This window comes from Exiguobacterium sp. s192, from assembly GCF_018618795.1.
GTDB lineage: Bacteria > Bacillota > Bacilli > Exiguobacteriales > Exiguobacteriaceae > Exiguobacterium_A > Exiguobacterium_A undae.
On record NZ_JACSMS010000014.1, the window covers coordinates 1 to 18,472 of the forward strand.

21 protein-coding genes, 2 rRNA genes and 2 other annotated features are annotated in these 18,472 nt (G+C 48.0%); all 23 genes read left to right on the forward strand.

The window, feature by feature from the left end:
* Positions 1–173, forward strand: a 23S ribosomal RNA gene (locus KNP87_RS15325); the annotation flags it as partial.
* A gap of 49 nt (positions 174–222) precedes the next feature.
* Positions 223–338 (forward strand): 5S ribosomal RNA (gene rrf, locus KNP87_RS15330).
* A gap of 139 nt (positions 339–477) precedes the next feature.
* Positions 478–933 (forward strand): CtsR family transcriptional regulator, encoded by a 456-nt coding sequence (locus KNP87_RS15335; RefSeq protein ID WP_026834324.1) that lies wholly within the window; start codon positions 478–480, stop codon positions 931–933.
* 16 nt (positions 934–949) lie between these two features.
* Complete coding sequence (locus KNP87_RS15340) at positions 950–1,378, forward strand: hypothetical protein (RefSeq protein WP_026834323.1); 429 nt, start codon at positions 950–952, stop codon at positions 1,376–1,378.
* Positions 1,371–2,444, forward strand: a complete 1,074-nt coding sequence (locus KNP87_RS15345; RefSeq protein WP_026834322.1) for an ATP--guanido phosphotransferase — start codon at positions 1,371–1,373, stop codon at positions 2,442–2,444. The genes KNP87_RS15340 and KNP87_RS15345 overlap by 8 nt, the downstream gene beginning before the upstream one ends.
* Positions 2,444–4,897: an ATP-dependent protease ATP-binding subunit ClpC gene (gene clpC / locus KNP87_RS15350; RefSeq protein WP_026834321.1), complete on the forward strand. Its 2,454-nt coding sequence runs from the start codon at positions 2,444–2,446 to the stop codon at positions 4,895–4,897. Before KNP87_RS15345 ends, clpC begins: the two co-directional genes overlap by 1 nt.
* 75 nt (positions 4,898–4,972) lie before the next feature.
* Positions 4,973–6,349 (forward strand): DNA repair protein RadA, encoded by a 1,377-nt coding sequence (gene radA, locus KNP87_RS15355; protein ID WP_026834320.1) that lies wholly within the window; start codon positions 4,973–4,975, stop codon positions 6,347–6,349.
* Between the two features lie 131 nt (positions 6,350–6,480).
* Positions 6,481–7,572, forward strand: a complete 1,092-nt coding sequence (locus KNP87_RS15360; RefSeq protein WP_214722227.1) for a PIN/TRAM domain-containing protein — start codon at positions 6,481–6,483, stop codon at positions 7,570–7,572.
* Positions 7,573–7,630: 58 nt separating this feature from the next.
* The gene (ispD, locus tag KNP87_RS15365; RefSeq protein WP_214722228.1) at positions 7,631–8,314 is read left to right on the forward strand and encodes a 2-C-methyl-D-erythritol 4-phosphate cytidylyltransferase; all 684 of its coding nucleotides are present in this window, start codon (positions 7,631–7,633) and stop codon (positions 8,312–8,314) included.
* Positions 8,315–8,316: 2 nt separating this feature from the next.
* On the forward strand, positions 8,317–8,799 hold the full coding sequence (ispF, locus tag KNP87_RS15370) for a 2-C-methyl-D-erythritol 2,4-cyclodiphosphate synthase (protein WP_026834317.1): 483 nt from the start codon (positions 8,317–8,319) through the stop codon (positions 8,797–8,799).
* A gap of 45 nt (positions 8,800–8,844) precedes the next feature.
* Positions 8,845–10,290 (forward strand): glutamate--tRNA ligase, encoded by a 1,446-nt coding sequence (gltX, locus tag KNP87_RS15375; protein WP_214722229.1) that lies wholly within the window; start codon positions 8,845–8,847, stop codon positions 10,288–10,290.
* Positions 10,290–10,507: a binding site (T-box leader), on the forward strand. It overlaps the preceding gene by 1 nt.
* Positions 10,508–10,552: 45 nt before the next feature.
* Positions 10,553–11,236: a serine O-acetyltransferase gene (gene cysE, locus KNP87_RS15380; protein ID WP_028107246.1), complete on the forward strand. Its 684-nt coding sequence runs from the start codon at positions 10,553–10,555 to the stop codon at positions 11,234–11,236.
* Positions 11,190–12,587 carry a cysteine--tRNA ligase gene (cysS, locus tag KNP87_RS15385; protein ID WP_026834314.1) on the forward strand — a complete coding sequence of 466 codons (1,398 nt, stop codon included), beginning with the start codon at positions 11,190–11,192 and terminating at the stop codon, positions 12,585–12,587. Before cysE ends, cysS begins: the two co-directional genes overlap by 47 nt.
* The gene (locus tag KNP87_RS15390) at positions 12,584–12,988 is read left to right on the forward strand and encodes a Mini-ribonuclease 3 (protein ID WP_026834313.1); all 405 of its coding nucleotides are present in this window, start codon (positions 12,584–12,586) and stop codon (positions 12,986–12,988) included. Before cysS ends, KNP87_RS15390 begins: the two co-directional genes overlap by 4 nt.
* Positions 12,989–13,082: 94 nt before the next feature.
* On the forward strand, positions 13,083–13,847 hold the full coding sequence (rlmB, locus tag KNP87_RS15395; RefSeq protein WP_026826906.1) for a 23S rRNA (guanosine(2251)-2'-O)-methyltransferase RlmB: 765 nt from the start codon (positions 13,083–13,085) through the stop codon (positions 13,845–13,847).
* Positions 13,844–14,374: an NYN domain-containing protein gene (locus KNP87_RS15400; RefSeq protein ID WP_026834312.1), complete on the forward strand. Its 531-nt coding sequence runs from the start codon at positions 13,844–13,846 to the stop codon at positions 14,372–14,374. Before rlmB ends, KNP87_RS15400 begins: the two co-directional genes overlap by 4 nt.
* A 192-nt stretch (positions 14,375–14,566) precedes the next feature.
* Positions 14,567–15,208, forward strand: coding sequence for an RNA polymerase sporulation sigma factor SigH (gene sigH / locus KNP87_RS15405; RefSeq protein WP_214722230.1), 642 nt, complete (start codon positions 14,567–14,569; stop codon positions 15,206–15,208).
* A gap of 157 nt (positions 15,209–15,365) precedes the next feature.
* Complete coding sequence (gene rpmG / locus KNP87_RS15410; RefSeq protein WP_012368993.1) at positions 15,366–15,512, forward strand: 50S ribosomal protein L33; 147 nt, start codon at positions 15,366–15,368, stop codon at positions 15,510–15,512.
* A 44-nt stretch (positions 15,513–15,556) separates the two neighbouring features.
* Positions 15,557–15,727 (forward strand): preprotein translocase subunit SecE, encoded by a 171-nt coding sequence (gene secE, locus KNP87_RS15415; RefSeq protein WP_012368994.1) that lies wholly within the window; start codon positions 15,557–15,559, stop codon positions 15,725–15,727.
* A 19-nt stretch (positions 15,728–15,746) separates the two neighbouring features.
* Positions 15,747–16,298: a transcription termination/antitermination protein NusG gene (nusG, locus tag KNP87_RS15420; protein WP_014969139.1), complete on the forward strand. Its 552-nt coding sequence runs from the start codon at positions 15,747–15,749 to the stop codon at positions 16,296–16,298.
* A gap of 149 nt (positions 16,299–16,447) precedes the next feature.
* Complete coding sequence (gene rplK / locus KNP87_RS15425) at positions 16,448–16,873, forward strand: 50S ribosomal protein L11 (RefSeq protein ID WP_012368996.1); 426 nt, start codon at positions 16,448–16,450, stop codon at positions 16,871–16,873.
* Positions 16,874–16,989: 116 nt separating this feature from the next.
* Positions 16,990–17,676 (forward strand): 50S ribosomal protein L1, encoded by a 687-nt coding sequence (rplA, locus tag KNP87_RS15430; RefSeq protein ID WP_026834309.1) that lies wholly within the window; start codon positions 16,990–16,992, stop codon positions 17,674–17,676.
* A 54-nt stretch (positions 17,677–17,730) separates the two neighbouring features.
* Positions 17,731–17,885: a sequence feature (ribosomal protein L10 leader region), on the forward strand.
* A 50-nt stretch (positions 17,886–17,935) separates the two neighbouring features.
* Positions 17,936–18,442, forward strand: a complete 507-nt coding sequence (gene rplJ / locus KNP87_RS15435) for a 50S ribosomal protein L10 (protein WP_014969141.1) — start codon at positions 17,936–17,938, stop codon at positions 18,440–18,442.
* The last annotated feature ends 30 nt before the right edge of the window (positions 18,443–18,472 follow it).

The window sequence follows — 18,472 nt, forward strand, 5'->3', positions numbered from 1 at the left end:
GTGCGGACGGGATAAATGCTGAAAGCATCTAAGCATGAAGCCCCCTCCAAGATGAGATTTCCCTTTGAGTAATCAAGAAAGACCCCTCAGAGACGATGAGGTAGATAGGTCACGGGTGGAAGCATGGTGACATGCGGAGCTGAGTGATACTAATCGGTCGAGGCTTTGTTCTAGCAGATGATCTTGTTGATGACTTCAGTTTTGAGGGCGCGAGCCCTGTCGTCTGGTGACGATAGCCAAGTGGTCACACCCGTTCCCATGCCGAACACGGAAGTTAAGCACTTGAACGCCGAAAGTAGTTGGGGGCTTCCCCCTGTGAGGATAGGACGTTGCCAGGCAACTGAAAAAGCCGATCTGCATCTGCAGATCGGTTTTTTTGTGTACTCCGGATGAAAAGGCGAAATGTTTGCAATTCACTTTTAAGATGATTACTATTAAATCAAATAATAGTCAAAGATGGTCAGAGAGGTGGTGCCCATGCAAAACATCACAGATATCATCGAAGCCTATTTAAAGCAGATTTTACATGACCAGAAAAAAATTGAAATCAAACGTCAAGAGATTGCTGAACGTTTTGATTGTGTACCCTCACAAATCAATTATGTCATCAATACCCGCTTTACGATTGAAAAAGGATATTTCGTCGAAAGTAAGCGTGGTGGAGGTGGGTATATCCGGATTCAAAAGATTGTGATTCTGGATAGCCACGATCTGCTCGATGAGATGAGCCGATGGATTGGAAATGATTTGACGCAACAAGCAGCAGAAGATTATCTGATTCGATTGGTGAATGAACAACTTTTAACACGACGAGAAGCCATTGTCATTCAATCGTTGTTACAAAAGGAAAGTTTGCCGATGGCGCTTGAAGACCAACGTCGAATGCGGGCTCACTTGATGCAGACAGTCCTGCAAACCATTAAGCGACTTTGACGCGGGAGGAATGAGTATGCGTTGTCAACGGTGTGGTGAACGAGAAGCCGTCGTCCGTGTCAAACTTCCACAAGATCAAGAGGGAACGGAACAGATACTCTGTTCCGTATGCGTAAAAGAGTTGGCAAAAGCCTATCAAGAAACCGCTTGTCCTTCGTGTGGAATGACACGTCAACAAGTTTTACATGTCCGAAAAGTTGGGTGTGCGACATGCTATTCGTTTTTTAAAGAAGAAGTAGATGGGATGATTCGTCAGTTTCAACACGGTCATACAAAGCATTATGGATCACGTCCGGAAGAAGAGTCGGTTGAAAGACGCTTATCCCAGCAGTTAAGTCGACTCAAAGAACAGTTGAACCGCAAGATTTTATCGGAAGACTATGAGGAAGCCGAACTCATCAAACAGCAAATTTTGAACGTCGAGGAGGATTTGCGCCATGTTTGAACAATTATTGACGCGGCCTCTCAGTGAAAAGATGGATCAACAAGCTCCGTACGATGATATCGTCGTCTCAACACGGATTCGATTGGCGCGAAACGTCACCCATTATCCGTTCTCGACCCGAATGACAGAAGATCAAGCCAATGCTTTGATCAACGAAACGGAACGTCAATTGTCCGGTTTAAAAGGATTTCAGTTCGGACGGGTCGATCAAGTCGATGCGTTGACAAGAACTGCTTTAGTAGAAAAGCATTTAATCAGTCCTGCTCTTGCGACACATCCACGGACCGGCCTTTTCGTCAGTGAAGATGAACAGATCAGTGTCATGGTGAATGAGGAAGATCATTTCCGGATTCAGACGCTTTTACCGGGATTGCAATTAGAAGAAGCATTCCGCGTGGCCAAACAAGTGGATCGTTTAATCAGTGAACGGTTTAAAATCGCCTTTGACGATACACTCGGTTATCTGACGACGTGCCCGAGTAACGTCGGGACAGGCTTGCGGGCTTCTGTGATGTTACATCTACCTGGACTTGTCCTGACGAATCAGATCCAAGGGTATATCAAACACCTGCGGCAACTGGGTTTTGCGATTCGTGGACGGTATGGCGAAGGAAGCGACGCCTCGGGAAGAATGTTCCAACTGTCGAATCAACGGACGCTTGGAGCCAGTGAAGACATGCTGATTACTGATTATCAATTTGCCGTCGAAGCATTAATTGAAGCAGAACAGGCTGCAAGAAAAGGATTATTGGAGATGTATCAAGAAGAACTAGAAGACCGACTTTATCGGTCGTACGGTATCTTAAAATCGGCACGTTTGATTACGGCACGGGAAGCAACCGAACGCTTATCCGATGTCCGTCTGGCAGACAGCCTAGGGTTGGCCGTCACTTTGCCGCCAAACTTGTTCCATCATTTACTTGTATCACTACAAACAGGTTTTCTACAAAAGCATTTCGGGAAACAATTAACATCAAGAGAACGGGACATCGAACGAGCGACAGTCATTCGTGAGATGTTAACCGAACAGACAAACAGGGATCACACACAAGGAGGTTTTGCGTAATGATGTTTGGACGATTCACAGAACGTGCTCAACGCGTACTCGCACTTGCACAAGAAGAAGCGGTACGTCTTGGTCACCATAATATCGGGACAGAACATATTTTACTCGGACTTGTACGTGAAGGAGACGGGATTGCGGCAAAAGCCTTAACAGCACTCGGACTCAGTTCAGATAAGATTCAAATGGAAGTCGAAGCTTTAATTGGTCGCGGCCAAGATGGCGCGACAACGATTCACTATACACCACGTGCGAAAAAAGTCATCGAACTTTCGATGGATGAGGCCCGTAAACTCGGTCACTCTTACGTCGGAACCGAACACCTCTTACTCGGTTTGATCCGTGAAGGAGAAGGTGTCGCAGCACGTGTCTTGAATAACCTCGGGATCAGCCTTTCAAAAGCCCGTCAACAAGTACTTCAGTTGCTTGGGAACAGCGAAACGACAGCAAACGCTTCACAAGCCGGCTCAGGTGTCGCAACTCCAACGCTTGATGGTCTGGCGCGTGATTTGACGCAACAAGCACGTGAGACACGTCTTGACCCAGTCATCGGTCGTGCCAAAGAAATCCAACGGGTCATTGAAGTCTTAAGTCGTCGGACAAAAAACAATCCCGTGTTAATCGGGGAACCGGGTGTTGGTAAAACAGCAGTCGTTGAAGGGCTTGCCCAACAAATCATCAATAACGAAGTGCCGGAGACGTTACGGAATAAACGCGTCATGGTACTCGATATGGGGACACTCGTTGCGGGAACGAAGTACCGTGGTGAGTTTGAAGATCGTTTGAAAAAAGTCATGGACGAGATTCGCCAGGCTGGAAACATCATTCTCTTCATCGATGAGTTGCACACGTTAATCGGTGCCGGTGGAGCGGAAGGGGCGATTGATGCCTCGAACATCCTCAAGCCGTCACTTGCTCGTGGTGAACTCCAATGTATCGGGGCAACGACACTGGATGAGTACCGGAAATACATCGAAAAAGATGCGGCACTCGAACGTCGTTTCCAACCGATCCAAGTCGCTGAGCCGACAACGGATGAAGCAACACAAATCTTGTTTGGTCTTCGTGACCGTTATGAAGCCCACCACCGTGTTACCATCACAGATGAAGCGATCCAAGAAGCTGTAACACTTTCGGACCGTTATATCTCAGATCGTTTCCTACCGGATAAAGCGATCGATTTGATCGACGAAGCGGCTTCAAAAGTCCGTTTACGTTCTTACACGGCACCACCAAACTTAAAAGAAGTCGAAGCGAAGCTTGAAGGCATTCGTAAAGACAAAGATGAAGCGGTTCAAAGCCAGGAATTCGAAAAAGCAGCCAGTCTCCGTGATACGGAACAAAAATTACGGGATGAATTGGAACGTTTGAAAGAAGAATGGCAGAACAAGCAAGGCAATGAAAAACTAGAAGTGACAAAAGATGATATCGCACAAGTCGTCGCCAACTGGACAGGTGTTCCGGTCACGAAAATCGCAGAAGAAGAAACGGATCGTTTATTACGTCTCGAAGAAATTCTGCATGGACGTGTCATCGGTCAAGACGAAGCCGTCAAATCGATTTCAAAAGCCATCCGCCGTGCGCGGGCAGGACTAAAAGATCCAAAACGTCCGATCGGTTCGTTCATCTTCCTCGGTCCAACTGGTGTTGGTAAGACGGAACTGGCACGAGCAGTCGCAGAAGCCATGTTTGGTGACGAGGATGCCATCATCCGAATCGATATGTCCGAGTACATGGAGAAACATGCAACAAGCCGTTTGGTCGGTTCTCCTCCAGGATATGTCGGATATGAAGAAGGCGGTCAGTTAACAGAAAAAGTACGCCGGAAACCATACTCTGTCATCTTGCTGGATGAAATCGAAAAAGCACACCCTGAAGTCTTCAACATCTTACTTCAAGTGCTTGATGACGGTCGTTTGACGGATTCAAAAGGTCGGACGGTCGACTTCCGAAATACGATCATCGTCATGACATCGAACGTCGGGGCAAGTGCCCTTAAACGCAATAAATACGTTGGATTTGCCGTCTCGGATGATACGGATCGTGAGTACAAAGACATGAAGGGCAAAGTCATGGATGAGCTCAAAAAAGCTTTCCGCCCTGAATTCTTGAACCGGATTGACGAAACCATCGTCTTCCACTCACTTGAGAAAAAACACATCGAAGAAATCGTGAAGTTGATGGCGAAAACACTGGAACAACGACTTGCTGAACAACAGGTGCATTTCGAGTTGACACCAGCAGCCCTCTCGAAAATCGCAGATGTCGGATACGATCCGGAATACGGAGCCCGTCCGATTCGCCGAGCGCTTCAACGGGAAGCGGAGGATCGTTTGTCGGAAGCATTGCTTGCGGGAGACATCCAAAAAGGTGAACGCGTGGCACTTGATGTCGAGAACGGTGAATTTATCGTCCGTCGTCATCAAGCTGAACCAGCAACGACTGAGAATAAGTGATCAACAGGGTCCAGCTTTCGCAAGTATGAGGCGAAAGCTGGATTTTTTTCTTGATAAAGAGAAAGGATGAATCGATTGGCTAAACTGAAGACGAAATTTGTCTGCCAAAGTTGTGGAACGGAATCTCCAAAATGGATGGGCCGTTGTTCGGGCTGTGGCGAATGGAACACGATGGTCGAAGAAGTCGTAGAAGAGAAAAAAGCCCGTCGTGGTTCTGCTTTTGTGCATACGACGACAAAGCAATTAAAACCGGAACGTTTGTCGAATATCGTTTCGCAGGAAGAAAGCCGCGTCTTTACCGGAAGCAGTGAGTTTGACCGTGTGCTCGGTGGGGGAATCGTTCCCGGATCGATGGTACTGGTCGGAGGAGATCCCGGAATCGGGAAATCGACGATATTACTCCAGACAAGTGCCCGTCTCGCACAACGGGGCGAAAAGGTGCTCTATATTTCAGGAGAAGAATCACTGAAACAAACGAAATTACGAGCTGAACGACTTGGATTACCGACACAGGATTTGTTCGTGTTAAGTGAAACCGATATGAACATGATCGAACGGGTCGTGGATGAAGAAAACCCGGGCTTTTTAATCATTGACTCGATTCAGACGGTGTATATCGATGAGATTCAGTCGGCGCCGGGCAGCGTCACGCAAGTCCGGGAATGTACAGCGATGCTGATGAAAATCGCGAAGAGCCGCGGAATCGCCATCTTTATCGTCGGTCATGTGACGAAACAAGGTTCGATTGCGGGTCCCCGTTTGCTCGAGCACATGGTTGATGCCGTATTGTATTTTGAAGGAGAACGTCATCATACGTTCCGGATTTTACGTGCCGTCAAAAACCGGTTTGGTTCAACCAATGAGATCGGCATTTTTGAAATGCGGGAATCGGGACTCGAAGAAGTCTTGAATCCGTCGGAGATTTTCCTCGAAGAACGGACGTCCGGTGTTTCCGGATCGACAATCGTCGCCTCGATGGAAGGGACCCGAACAGTCCTCGTTGAGTTACAGGCGTTGATTTCACCGACCTCATTTGGCAATCCACGCCGTATGGCGACAGGCATCGATCAAAATAAAGTCGCCTTATTGATGGCGGTTCTGGAAAAACGGTCCGGCTTGTTGCTTCAAACCCAGGATGCCTATCTCAAAGCAGCGGGTGGCGTCAAATTGGATGAACCGGCGATCGATTTAGCGATTTGTGTTGCCGTCGCCTCAAGTTTCCGTGATAAACCGACACGTCCGACTGACGTCGTCATTGGCGAAGTTGGTTTGACAGGAGAAGTCAGACGGGTGTCACGGATTGAACAACGTGTCGCCGAAGCAGCCAAGCTCGGTTTCACACGGGCGATCATTCCGAAAAACAACCTCGGGGGTTGGACCTATCCTCCCGGCATCACGGTGATCGGTGTTGAAAGTGTCGATGAAGCCTTACGTGAGACAATTCCGTTTTAAGCGGTTTCAACTGCGGTAAAAGATGGGGAAGGTGTTAAAGAATTGTAAACAGTTTCCCCATCTTAAGCCGTAGGTGATTCAAATAAATACATGTTACAATGAACTTAAAATAATAGAAGGAGGTGGGAAGATTGAAAATCGTCATCAGGATCTTTTTTGCGTTATTAGGTCTTGCGCTTGGTATCTTGTTGCTTCCTGAATTATTTCAACTGATTGAAGCAGCGACGAAGACGGCTTTCCCGGAATGGTTGATGACCACATACGTAACAGGAACGATTGGTGCACTCATATTTTTATTAATTGGATTATTCATTACGGATTCTGTGATTCGACTTCTCCGGTTTTTAGAAGAAAAATTAGTGAAAGCACCTGTCGCCGATTTGTTTTTCGGCACATTTGGTCTATTGATTGGTCTTGTCATGGCCTTTCTCGTCAGTATGTTGATTGAACTTGTCGGTATTCCTTTACTGAGTAACGTGTTAACGATGATTGTCGCAGTATTGTTCGGCTATCTCGGATTTACCGTCGGTTACCGGAAGCGTCATGAGCTGACAAAAGTCTTCTTGCGCAACAACAACAATCAAGCTGAGAAAAAAGCGGCGGCAGAACCCGTCGTCGTTGCAAAATCGAACAGTAAAGTACTCGATACGAGTGTCATCATCGACGGTCGGATCACGGATATCGCCAAAACCGGGTTCGTGGAAGGCAAATTGATTGTCCCTCAATTCGTCATCGGTGAGTTGCAGTATATCGCCGACTCATCCGATACACTGAAGCGGAATCGTGGACGCCGCGGGCTGGATGTCCTCAAGGAATTGCAGTCGATTCCCGGGATGGAAGTTGAAATTTATGACGGTGATTTTGAAGATGTACCGGAAGTTGACATCAAGTTGATTAAGCTTGCCGAACTGATCAAAGGGATCGTCGTCACCAACGATTACAACTTAAATAAGGTCTGTGAAGTCCGGAATGTACCGGTCTTGAACATCAACGATTTGGCGAATGCCGTCAAACAAGTGGTGATTCCGGGTGAAGAGATGACGGTCCTTGTCATCAAAGAAGGAAAAGAGCAAAAACAGGGAATTGCGTACCTCGAGGACGGGACGATGGTCGTCGTCGAAGAGGGAAAACATTTGATTTCGAAGACGATTGGTGTCGTCGTGACAAGTGTTTTGCAAACGTCTGCAGGTCGGATGATTTTTGCGAAACCACAAGAAAAATAAACAGCGGGCTGCCAAATCTGTTTTGGCAGTCTTTACTTATGCGAAAAGAGGGAACTAGATGAAAGAACATACATACCGGATCGTCATTCCGGCTGCCGGAGCAGGAAAACGGATGGGAGCGGATCGAAACAAGTTGATGCTGACATTACGGGACCGGTCGATCATCGAATGGACACTCGATGTCTTTGAGCAGGATCCGGCGTGTCTTGAAATCATTTTAGCCATCAATCCGGTCGAACAGATCTGGTTTGAAGACATGACGGCACAGTATGAAACACCGATTCGTCTCGTTTCGGGTGGACGTGAACGTCAGGAAAGTGTCCAGCGTGGACTGGAAGTCATCACAGAACCGGGAATCGTTTTGATTCATGACGGGGCACGACCATTCGTGACGGTTGATGCGATCCAGCGGGTCGTCCATGCTGCTGCGACGACGGGAGCCGCCGTTCTTGCGGTTCCGATCAAGGATACAGTCAAACGGATTCAACATGATGCGATCGTCGAGACAGTACCCCGTGATGAGTTGATGGCAGCCCAAACACCGCAAGCTTTTCAGCTGGAAGTAATTCGGACCGTTCACGAAAAAGCGGCAACCGAATTTTTAGGTACGGATGACGCAAGTTTGATAGAATGGGACGGAGGAACGGTGACCTGGGTCACCGGACAATACGAGAACATTAAAGTGACGACACCGGACGACTTATTGTTTGGTGAAGCGATTTTAACGAAACGAGGGAAATGATGATGATTCGAATTGGACAAGGTTTTGATGTACATGCATTTGCAGAGGATCGGAAACTGATTTTAGGTGGGATCGAGATTCCACATACCAAAGGATTGCTTGGTCACTCGGATGCGGACGTGTTGTTACATACGATTGCGGACGCGGCACTCGGGGCCATCGCAGCCGGTGACATCGGGAAACATTTCCCGGATACGGATCCGGAATTCAAGGACGCGGACTCGGCGAAGTTGTTGCAACATGTCTATGCGCTTGTCAAAGCCGAGGGGTACGAGCTTGGTAATCTCGATGCAACCGTCATCGCACAGGCGCCGAAGTTACGTCCGTACATTGACACAATCCGGGCCCGGATTGCGGAATTGCTTGAAGCGGATATCGAGCAGATTAACGTCAAGGCAACGACGACGGAATGGCTCGGCTTTACGGGACGGGAAGAAGGAATCGCGTGTCAGGCTGTGATTTTGCTGAAACGAATCGAAGAATAAGGTATACTAGGTAAGCGAATTTTAGACTAAAGGAGTGGATCGGTAATGGCAGAAGTACGTGTACGTTATGCACCAAGTCCAACGGGACACCTTCATATCGGGAACGCACGAACAGCATTGTTCAACTACCTGTTTGCACGACACGCAGGCGGCAAGATGATTTTACGAATTGAGGATACGGATCAGAAGCGAAACATCGATGGTGGTGTTGAAAGTCAGATGAAGTATCTGGAATGGCTCGGCATCGACTGGGACGAAGGTCCGGGTCGCGGTGGGGAGTACGGTCCTTATTTCCAAATGGAACGACTGGATCTGTACAAGAAGTATACGGACGAGTTGCTTGAAAAAGGTCTCGCATACCGGTGCTACATGACTTCAGAAGAACTCGAAGCAGAGCGGGAAGCCCAGATTGCCCGCGGCGAAGCACCCCGTTATTCGGGTGCACACCGCAACCTGACACCGGAACAAGAAGAGGCGTTTGTGGCAGAAGGCCGGACGCCATCGATTCGGATCCGTGTCCCGGAAGCGGTCACGTATACATGGAATGACATCGTCAAAGAAGACGTCTCGTTTGAATCAAAAGACTTCGGAGACTGGGTCATCGTCAAAAAAGACGGGATCCCGACATACAACTTCGCTGTTGTCATCGATGACCACTTGATGGCGATCAGTCATGTTCTCCGCGGAGACGACCATATTTCGAACACACCAAAACAGATGATGATTTATGATGCGTTTGGTTGGGAGTACCCGACATTCGGTCACATGACATTGATCGTCAACGAAGAACACAAAAAACTGTCGAAACGTGATCAATCGATCATTCAATACATCGAGCAGTACAAAGACCTCGGTTACCTGCCGGAAGCGTTACTCAACTTCGTGACGTTGCTCGGATGGTCACCGGTTGGCGAACAGGAAATCTTTACGAAAGAGGAGTTCATCGAAATCTTTGATGCGTCTCGTCTATCGAAGAGTCCGGCTGTCTTTGACCAACAAAAACTTGCGTGGATCAACGGTCAATACATGAAACACCAATCGTTTGAAGAAGTATTCGAAGCGAGCCTGCCGTTCTTACAAGAAGCAGGACGTGTCTCGAGTGAGCCGACGGAAGAAGAACTCGTTTGGGCGCAAAACTTGGTTGGACTGTACCGCGAACAAATGACACACGGTGCGGAAATTGTTGAGCTTTCAGAGATGTTTTTTGAGGATGAACTGGTGTATGATGAAGAGGCAAACACTGTCTTGGCAGGAGAAACGGTTCCTGCTGTCTTGAGTGAATTCGCAGCACAGTTGCGGACGCTTGAGGAATGGACACCGGAAGCCATCAAAGGCGCCATCAAAGCGACTCAAAAAGCAACCGGACAAAAAGGGAAAAATCTGTTCATGCCGATCCGTGTCGCAACGACCGGACAAACACACGGACCAGAGCTTCCAAACACGATTCAACTATTAGGAAAAGACCGCGTACTTGCGCGTCTGGACGCATAAATAAAGCGTAGATGAGGAAAGTAGTGACGATGTCTGTTGTACAGAGACAAGCTTGAACGGTGAGAGAGCTTGAACGGACGCGTTCGCGAAATGCCCCTCTGAGTGCTACCCGAAATCAGTGAGAGTAGGCGTAGACGTATCTCCGGCGTTAACGGACCGGAGAGGGATGACCCGTTCATCCAAACAGAGTGGGACCGCGCTGATTAGCGTCTCTGTGCAGCGATGCACGGAGGCGCTTTTTCTTATGGAGAGGAGAACAAACATGACACGGATGCGTGAAGATATCCGAAATGTATTTAAGCAGGATCCAGCTGCCCGGAGTGCGATGGAAGTGGTGTTGACCTATCCCGGACTGCATGCGGTCTGGATGCACCGGCTGGCTCATCGTATGTGGAAGATGAATCTGCATCTGGCTGCCCGGATGCTGTCGCAATTCAGTCGTTTCATCACGGGAATCGAAATCCATCCCGGTGCGACGATCGGCCGGCGTTTCTTCATCGATCACGGTATGGGAGTCGTCATTGGCGAAACAGCCATCATCGGCGACGATGTGACGATCTTTCAAGGTGTGACACTTGGAGGGACGGGGAAAGAAACCGGAAAACGGCATCCGACACTCGGCAATGGGGTGCTGGTTTCTGCTGGAGCACGTGTACTGGGTGATATTACAATTGGTGACTCTTCAAAAATCGGTGCGAGTTCCGTTGTGTTAAAGGATGTTCCGGCGAATGCGACAGTCGTCGGTATTCCCGGACGAGTCGTCATTCAAGACGGCATCAAGGTCAATGCCCCGCTTGATCATCAACTCCCGGATCCCGTCAGCGAATGCCAGGAACGAATCGAGCTGGAACTGGATCGGTTAAAACGTGAAATTGAACGAATAAAAGGAGGACGCCGCCATGATACAACTGTACAACAGCATGACCGGAAAAAAGGAACCATTTAAACCGTTAGAAGAGGGAAAGGTCAAGATGTATGTCTGCGGTCCGACCGTCTACAATTACATCCATATTGGAAATGCCCGTCCGGCAATCGTGTTTGATACGGTCCGCCGCTACTTCACGTATCGCGGTTATGACGTCAAATACGTGTCGAACTTTACGGATGTGGATGATAAAATCATCCGCACAGCAAACGAACTCGGTGAAGACTACCATGCCTTGACGAAACGATTCATCGACGCTTACCACGCGGACACAGGTGCCTTGAACGTTCAAAAGGCAGACATCCACCCGCTTGTCACGGAAACGATGGACGACATCATCGCCTTCATCGAAGTGCTCGTTGAAAAAGGAAATGCCTATGCCTCGAGTGGAGACGTCTATTTCCGGACACGCAGTTTCAAAGATTACGGACAATTGAGCCAACAGTCGATTGATGAGCTCCGGTCCGGTGCCCGGATTGAAGTCGGCGAGAAAAAAGAAGATCCCCTTGATTTCGTGTTATGGAAAGCAGCGAAACCGGGCGAACCGGCTTGGACAAGTCCATGGGGAGAAGGGCGTCCCGGCTGGCACATCGAGTGCTCGGCGATGGCGAAAAAGTATCTCGGCGACACGATTGATATTCACGCGGGCGGACAGGACTTGAAGTTCCCCCACCATGAGAATGAGATTGCCCAGTCGGAGGCCTGCAATTCGCAAAAGTTCGCGAATTACTGGATGCACAACGGATTCCTCAACATTGAAAATGAAAAGATGTCAAAATCCCTCGGTAACTTCCTGACGGTCCACGAAGCGATTCAAGCGGTCGATCCGATGGTCTTACGTTTCTTCATGTTGTCGGTCCAATACCGTCATCCGATCAACTACAGCCGTGAATTGATCGATCAGGCGGCAAATGGTTTGGCCCGGATCCGGGAATCGGTCGCAAACGTCGAACACCGTTTGGCAATGACCGCGAACCTTGGAACAGCAAACGAAAAATGGTTGAAGCGGATCGAGGAAATCAAACAACATTTCATTACATCGATGGATGATGATTTCAATACAGCCAATGCTGTGACGGATTTGTTTGATTTATCAAAAGAAGCGAACCTTTATCTTGGCGAGGACCAAGTCGCAACGGAAGTCCTCGAACAATTCTTAGCGGTCTTCCAAGAATTATCAACGGTCCTCGGTGTGACGTTGACGGTCGACAAAGGATTACTCGATGAAGAAGTCGAACAGCTGATTCGTGATCGTGACACAGCACGAAAAGAACGTGACTTCGCCCGGGCGGATGCGATCCGTGATCAACTGCGTGATCAAGGCATCTTGCTTGAGGATACAGCACAAGGGATGCGGTGGAAGCGCGGATGAAGAACTACAAACAATTAAATGCGTTGGCGCTCGCTTATATGGGCGACGTCGTCTATGAGATGCATGTCCGGGAACGGTTGCTTGATCAAGGATTCGTCAAACCGGGTGAGTTGCATCAAGCCGCCATTCGTTATGTTCGTGCGCAAGCCCAAGCCTTTGTCGTGACGCATTGGTTAAACGAAAATACATTGACAGAAGAAGAACAAGCTGTTGTCCGTCGAGGAAAAAATGCGAAGTCTGGATCCGTCCCTAAAAGCACGGATGTCCATACGTACCGTTATGCGACGGCATTTGAAGCCTTGTTAGGATATGTCTATCTTTCAGAAGGAGGAGATCGTCTTGAAGAACTCATCGGACAAGCGTTCGAATTACTCGAAGCCGAAGCAGCGGACGGAAAATAAATCGGTTCACCCGTCGCGGAAACCAAAAAACGAAAAGTCGCACGGCGAAAAAACGAAACAGAAGAAGGTCGAACCAAAACAAGAAGATTCCATCGTGATCGAGCCGCTTGAGGAAGGACAGGATTTCTTATACGGACGTAATCCGGTCCTTGAAGCATTGCGGACAGGTCGTGAGATGAACAAGCTCTTTATCCAAGAAGGACAGCAGAAGGGACCACTTGCCGTCATCCATGCGATGGCGAAAGAAGCCGGTGTCCAGACACAAATCGTTCCGCGTTCGAAATTACACGGGCTGACAGGCAGTGACAACCACCAAGGTGTCGTTGCTGCCGTTGCTGCCTACGAATATGCGGAACTCGATGATATCTTCGCGCTCGCAGAGAAGAAAGACGAAACGCCGTTGATGATTTTGCTCGACGAACTTGAAGATCCACATAACCTCGGATCGATTCTCCGGACGGCTGACGCCGTCGGTGCCCACGGGATCATCATTCCGAAACGCCGGTCGGTCGGATTGACACAAGTCGTCGCCAAAGCCTCAACAGGGGCAATCGAACACATTCCGGTCGTCCGTGTGACGAACTTGACCCGGACGATGGAAGACTTGAAGAAAAAAGGCATCTGGTTTGTCGGAACGGATGCACGCGAAAGTGACGATTACCGGACGCTTGACGGGACGATGCCACTTGGGATCGTCATCGGCAGCGAAGGTAAAGGGATGAGTCGACTCGTCCGCGAAAAATGCGATTTCCTCGTGCATCTCCCGATGGCAGGACACGTTACATCACTCAATGCATCGGTCGCAGCCTCGTTATTGTTGTATGAGGTCTACCGGACGAGAAAGCCGTATTCGCGATGAAATACGACCGTCTGATCGTTGATGGCTACAATATCATTGGCGCATGGCCGGAATTCCGGACATTGCGGGAGCAGGATTTTGAATTAGCACGGGAACGATTGGTCGATGCGATGGCCGAGTACCAAGCTGTCACAGGAATCAGTGTGACGATTGTGTTTGATGCCTACTTGCAACCGGGACGAGAGTCCCGGATTAAGAAAAGCGGGATCGAAGTCATCTATACACGTGAAAACGAAACGGCGGATGAATGGATTGAAAAAACAGCAGCGGAATGGTTGCAGGACATCCGGGTTAAACTGACCGTTGCGACAAACGACTTCACGGAGCAATGGGTCATTTTCACACTGGGTGCGTTGCGGATTTCGGCACAGGAGTTACGCCGGGACTGGAAGGCGGCTGTCGTCGTCATCCGGGGACAGACGACGATGTCGAAGACTAGCAAAAAACCGCGGTCGACAATCGATATGCCGGCGGATGTCATCGAACGTCTGGAAGAAATCCGGCGGCGTAAAAATTCAGATTCATAAAATATTCGGACAAGCGGGGTTCACGATACAGTCGTGGATCCTGCTTTTTTTTAATCGTCATGTCTGCTGAAACTTCACTTGACCGTTCAGGGAAAAAGAGGTCATGCCAATTTTCATTGTCGTACGATAGGAAATTATTGTATAATTAGAAACAATCGATTAGTTTGCTAGAGAAGCTTGGAGGGATGAAGGATGAGTTTGGTTTCGTTCGACCAGTTTGAGTGCATGACCGATGAGGCGCTTGTGGAACAAGCGAAGGTATTTGACAACAGTGATGCGCTCGAATTTCTGATCGAGCGGTATCGCAACTTCGTACGTGCTAAGGCACGGTCCTACTTTTTAATCGGAGCTGACCGTGAAGATATCATTCAAGAAGGAATGATCGGACTGTATAAAGCGGTCCGGGATTATCGAACCGATAAACTAGCTTCTTTTAAAGGATTTGCCGAACTCTGCATTACACGACAGATGATCACAGCCATCAAAACGGCGACACGTCAAAAACATATTCCGCTTAATTCGTACATCTCGCTGGATAAACCGATTTACGATGACGAATCGGAACGGACGTTACTCGATATCATCACGTCGACGGCGCCGTCTGATCCGCAAATTCTGATCGTCAACCGGGAAGAGTATGCCGATATTGAAAGTAAGATGGATGAGATTTTAAGTGATCTGGAACGAAAAGTCCTGGCCCTTTACTTGGACGGTAGAACGTATCAGGAAATCTCGGATGATCTAGACCGCCATGTGAAATCGATCGATAATGCGTTGCAACGCGTCAAGAAGAAACTGGAACGGTACCTCGAGGCGCGGAAACTGACAGTATGATCGAGAGGTGGATTGACCACTGAATCCGGGTGTGCTACTGTATAAATAGCGCCTTACTAGCGAGACGCCGCTCATAGGCGTTTTTTTTTACGCTCTTTTTTGGAGAGAGACTTCTTTTCGCAAAGAGAAAGAGTGGCAAAGAAGGAGGTCTTTTGAGATGGCTAAGAAAGTAGGCCTTGCTTGTGATATTTGCGGTGCCCGCGACTACACGACGATGAAAAAAGAGGATGTCAGCATCCGCTTGGAACTGAAAAAGTTCTGTCGCCGCTGTAACGCGCATACGATTCATAAAGAAGCGAAATAAGGCTTCATCTGTCCCGATTTAATACATCCTGGAGGGAAAGTACGATGAAATTTTTGCGTGACGTATGGAATGAACTGAAAAAGACGAGCTGGCCAAAACGAAAAGAACTGACGAAGTATACACTGACCGTAATCGGTATGGTCATTTTCATGGGTGTCTTCATCTTTGGTGTCGATTCTGGGCTCAGCGCATTCATGAGTTGGTTGATTAAGTAAAAAGAAGAGGTGACGTACCATGGATAAGCAGTGGTTTGTTGTCCAAACGTACTCTGGATTCGAAAACAACGTCAAGGCGAACCTTGAGCGTCGGATCGAGTCTATGAACATGGACGAGAAAATCTTCCGTGTACTCGTTCCGATCGAAACGGTACAGGAAGAAGTAACAAATAAAAAAGGCGAGACGAAAATCAAGGAACGTGAAATCAAGATATTCCCGGGGTATGTCCTCGTGGAAATGGTCATGACGGATGATTCTTGGTATGTCGTCCGTAACACGCCGAACGTCACAGGATTCCTTGGTTCGGTCGGCGGCGGTTCAAAGCCGACACCACTTCTTCCTGAAGAAGCAGAAAACATTCTTGGATCAATGGGACTTGTCGATATGAAGAGTCGTTACGACTTTACAATGGGACAAATTGTTCGGATCAAAGAAGGTGCGTTTGAGAACTTAGAAGGAACGGTTGAAGAGCTCGACACGGAAACGGAAAAAATGAAGGTTTCTGTCGATATGTTCGGTCGTGAAACAAAAGTGGAGCTTGATTTCTCACAGGTTGAGAAAATAGATTAAGTTTCCTATTGCGAAACTTTTGTTTTAATGGTACAATTTTTCCTGTTTGATGTTGTGCTTATTTCGATAAATTACTCGTCGAATAGAATGAGTGGGAGGACGCGCAACGTCCAATTAAACCACATTAAAGAATTAAGGAGGTGTGTCTCGTGGCGAAGAAGGTTATGAAACTAGTTAAACTTCAAATTCCTGCGGGCAAAGCAAACCCAGCTCCACCAGTTGGACCGGCACTCGGTCAAGCAGGTGTGAACATCATGGGCTTCTGTAAAGAGTTCAACGCTCGTACACAAGACCAAGCCGGCTTGATTATTCCTGTAGTCATCACGGTTTTTGAAGATCGTTCATTTACGTTTATTACTAAAACTCCACCAGCAGCAGTTCTCTTGAAGAAAGCAGCTGGAATCGAGAGCGGTTCAGGCGAGCCTAACCGTAAGAAAGTAGCGACTGTCAAACGTGACAAAGTTCGCGAAATCGCTGAAACGAAAATGCCAGACCTCAACGCAGCATCTGTTGAAACAGCGATGTTGATGGTTGAAGGTACTGCACGTTCTATGGGTATCGTAATCGAAGACTGAGTCTTTTGATTGCAATGAACAACGATGAGGGTCGCAGGCGGATAGTTACTTGAAGCCTTGCTACCCTTTCATTATGTGGGAGGATTTTCCGCACAACCACAAAGGAGGAACCTAAAATGGGTAAGAAGTATAAAGAAGCTGCTAAACTTATCGATCGTACGGTTTCATACGAACTCGCTGAAGCGGTAGACTTGACTAAAAAGTCTGCAACTGCGAAATTCGATGAAACAATCGAACTTGCTGTTCGTCTCGGAGTCGATCCGAAGAAAGCAGATCAACAAATCCGTGGAGCAGTCGTATTGCCACACGGTACTGGTAAAACACAAAAAGTTCTCGTCTTTGCTAAAGGTGAGAAATTGAAAGAAGCGGAAGCTGCTGGAGCAGACTTCGCTGGTGATTCTGAGTACATCACTAAAATCCAACAAGGATGGTTCGACTTCGATGTTATCGTTGCGACACCTGACATGATGGGTGAAGTTGGTAAACTCGGTCGTGTTCTCGGACCTAAAGGCCTCATGCCTAACCCGAAAACAGGAACAGTTACATTTGACGTCACAAAAGCAATCAACGATATCAAAGCTGGTAAAGTTGAGTACCGTGTCGACAAATCAGGTAACATCCACGTTCCTGTCGGTAAAAAATCATTTGATGACACGAAACTTGTTGAGAACATCAACACAGTCATCGAAACACTCGTTAAAGTTAAGCCTGCTACTGCTAAAGGTATCTACCTTAAGAACATCGCGATCGCTTCAACAATGGGTCCTGGTGTAAAAGTATCTTCAGCTGACTTCGCGAAATAATTTCGTCTAAAACGAACTTGACAACGTTCTAAGAACGCTGTTACAGTATAAAACGTTGATATATTCGACATACCGTAGACAGAAGGTGCTCATCGATTGAGCATAAACCCTTCCGAGGTGTTCTTGCTCAGAGAGCCTGTTTGTTCAGGTATCCTTTTTGACGATTACGCCTCCTCTGCTTCGCAGACGGAGGCTTTTTATTTGAAATCGAGCAGCCCCTCGCGCCGGTACATTCCATTTACCAGGAGGTGCAACAGAAATGGCAAACGAAAAAGTTATCGCTGTCAAAGCGGATCTCGTATCTGAGATCGCTGAGAAAATGCAAGCGAGTGCTGGAACGATCGTCGTCGACTACCGTGGTCTCACAGTAGACGAAGTAACTGAACTTCGTAAACAACTCCGCGAAGCGGGTGTTGAATTCAAAGTTTACAAAAACGGTCTCCTCCGCCGTGCAGCAGTTCAAAGCAATCTTGAAGGTCTTGAGGAAGTCTTTACAGGTCCTACTGCGATCGCCTTCAGCAATGAAGACGTTATCGCTCCAGCTAAGATCTTAAACAACTTCTCGAAAGAACACAAAGCTCTTGAGCTTAAAGGTGGTATCATCGAAGGCAAAGTCACTTCAGTAGAAGATGTCAAAGCCCTTGCGGAACTTCCATCACGCGAAGGTCTCCTTTCGATGCTTCTCAGCGTGCTTCAAGCGCCAATCCGTGGTCTTGCGGTGGCAACGAACGCAATTGCAGAGCAAAAAGAAGAACAATCTGCTTAATGTCCGCTTAGCGGGATAGGCAAACACACA

What these genes read in the sequence shown, in the direction of transcription:
- KNP87_RS15335 (WP_026834324.1), top strand. Translation starts at nt 478, where the DNA reads ATGCAAAACATCACAGATATCATCGAAGCCTATTTAAAGCAGATTTTA.
- KNP87_RS15340 (WP_026834323.1), top strand. Translation starts at nt 950, where the DNA reads ATGCGTTGTCAACGGTGTGGTGAACGAGAAGCCGTCGTCCGTGTCAAA.
- KNP87_RS15345 (WP_026834322.1), top strand. Translation starts at nt 1,371, where the DNA reads ATGTTTGAACAATTATTGACGCGGCCTCTCAGTGAAAAGATGGATCAA.
- clpC (WP_026834321.1), top strand. Translation starts at nt 2,444, where the DNA reads ATGATGTTTGGACGATTCACAGAACGTGCTCAACGCGTACTCGCACTT.
- ispD (WP_214722228.1), top strand. Translation starts at nt 7,631, where the DNA reads ATGAAAGAACATACATACCGGATCGTCATTCCGGCTGCCGGAGCAGGA.
- ispF (WP_026834317.1), top strand. Translation starts at nt 8,317, where the DNA reads ATGATTCGAATTGGACAAGGTTTTGATGTACATGCATTTGCAGAGGAT.
- gltX (WP_214722229.1), top strand. Translation starts at nt 8,845, where the DNA reads ATGGCAGAAGTACGTGTACGTTATGCACCAAGTCCAACGGGACACCTT.
- cysE (WP_028107246.1), top strand. Translation starts at nt 10,553, where the DNA reads ATGACACGGATGCGTGAAGATATCCGAAATGTATTTAAGCAGGATCCA.
- cysS (WP_026834314.1), top strand. Translation starts at nt 11,190, where the DNA reads ATGATACAACTGTACAACAGCATGACCGGAAAAAAGGAACCATTTAAA.
- KNP87_RS15390 (WP_026834313.1), top strand. Translation starts at nt 12,584, where the DNA reads ATGAAGAACTACAAACAATTAAATGCGTTGGCGCTCGCTTATATGGGC.
- KNP87_RS15400 (WP_026834312.1), top strand. Translation starts at nt 13,844, where the DNA reads ATGAAATACGACCGTCTGATCGTTGATGGCTACAATATCATTGGCGCA.
- sigH (WP_214722230.1), top strand. Translation starts at nt 14,567, where the DNA reads ATGAGTTTGGTTTCGTTCGACCAGTTTGAGTGCATGACCGATGAGGCG.
- rpmG (WP_012368993.1), top strand. Translation starts at nt 15,366, where the DNA reads ATGGCTAAGAAAGTAGGCCTTGCTTGTGATATTTGCGGTGCCCGCGAC.
- secE (WP_012368994.1), top strand. Translation starts at nt 15,557, where the DNA reads ATGAAATTTTTGCGTGACGTATGGAATGAACTGAAAAAGACGAGCTGG.
- nusG (WP_014969139.1), top strand. Translation starts at nt 15,747, where the DNA reads ATGGATAAGCAGTGGTTTGTTGTCCAAACGTACTCTGGATTCGAAAAC.
- rplA (WP_026834309.1), top strand. Translation starts at nt 16,990, where the DNA reads ATGGGTAAGAAGTATAAAGAAGCTGCTAAACTTATCGATCGTACGGTT.
- rplJ (WP_014969141.1), top strand. Translation starts at nt 17,936, where the DNA reads ATGGCAAACGAAAAAGTTATCGCTGTCAAAGCGGATCTCGTATCTGAG.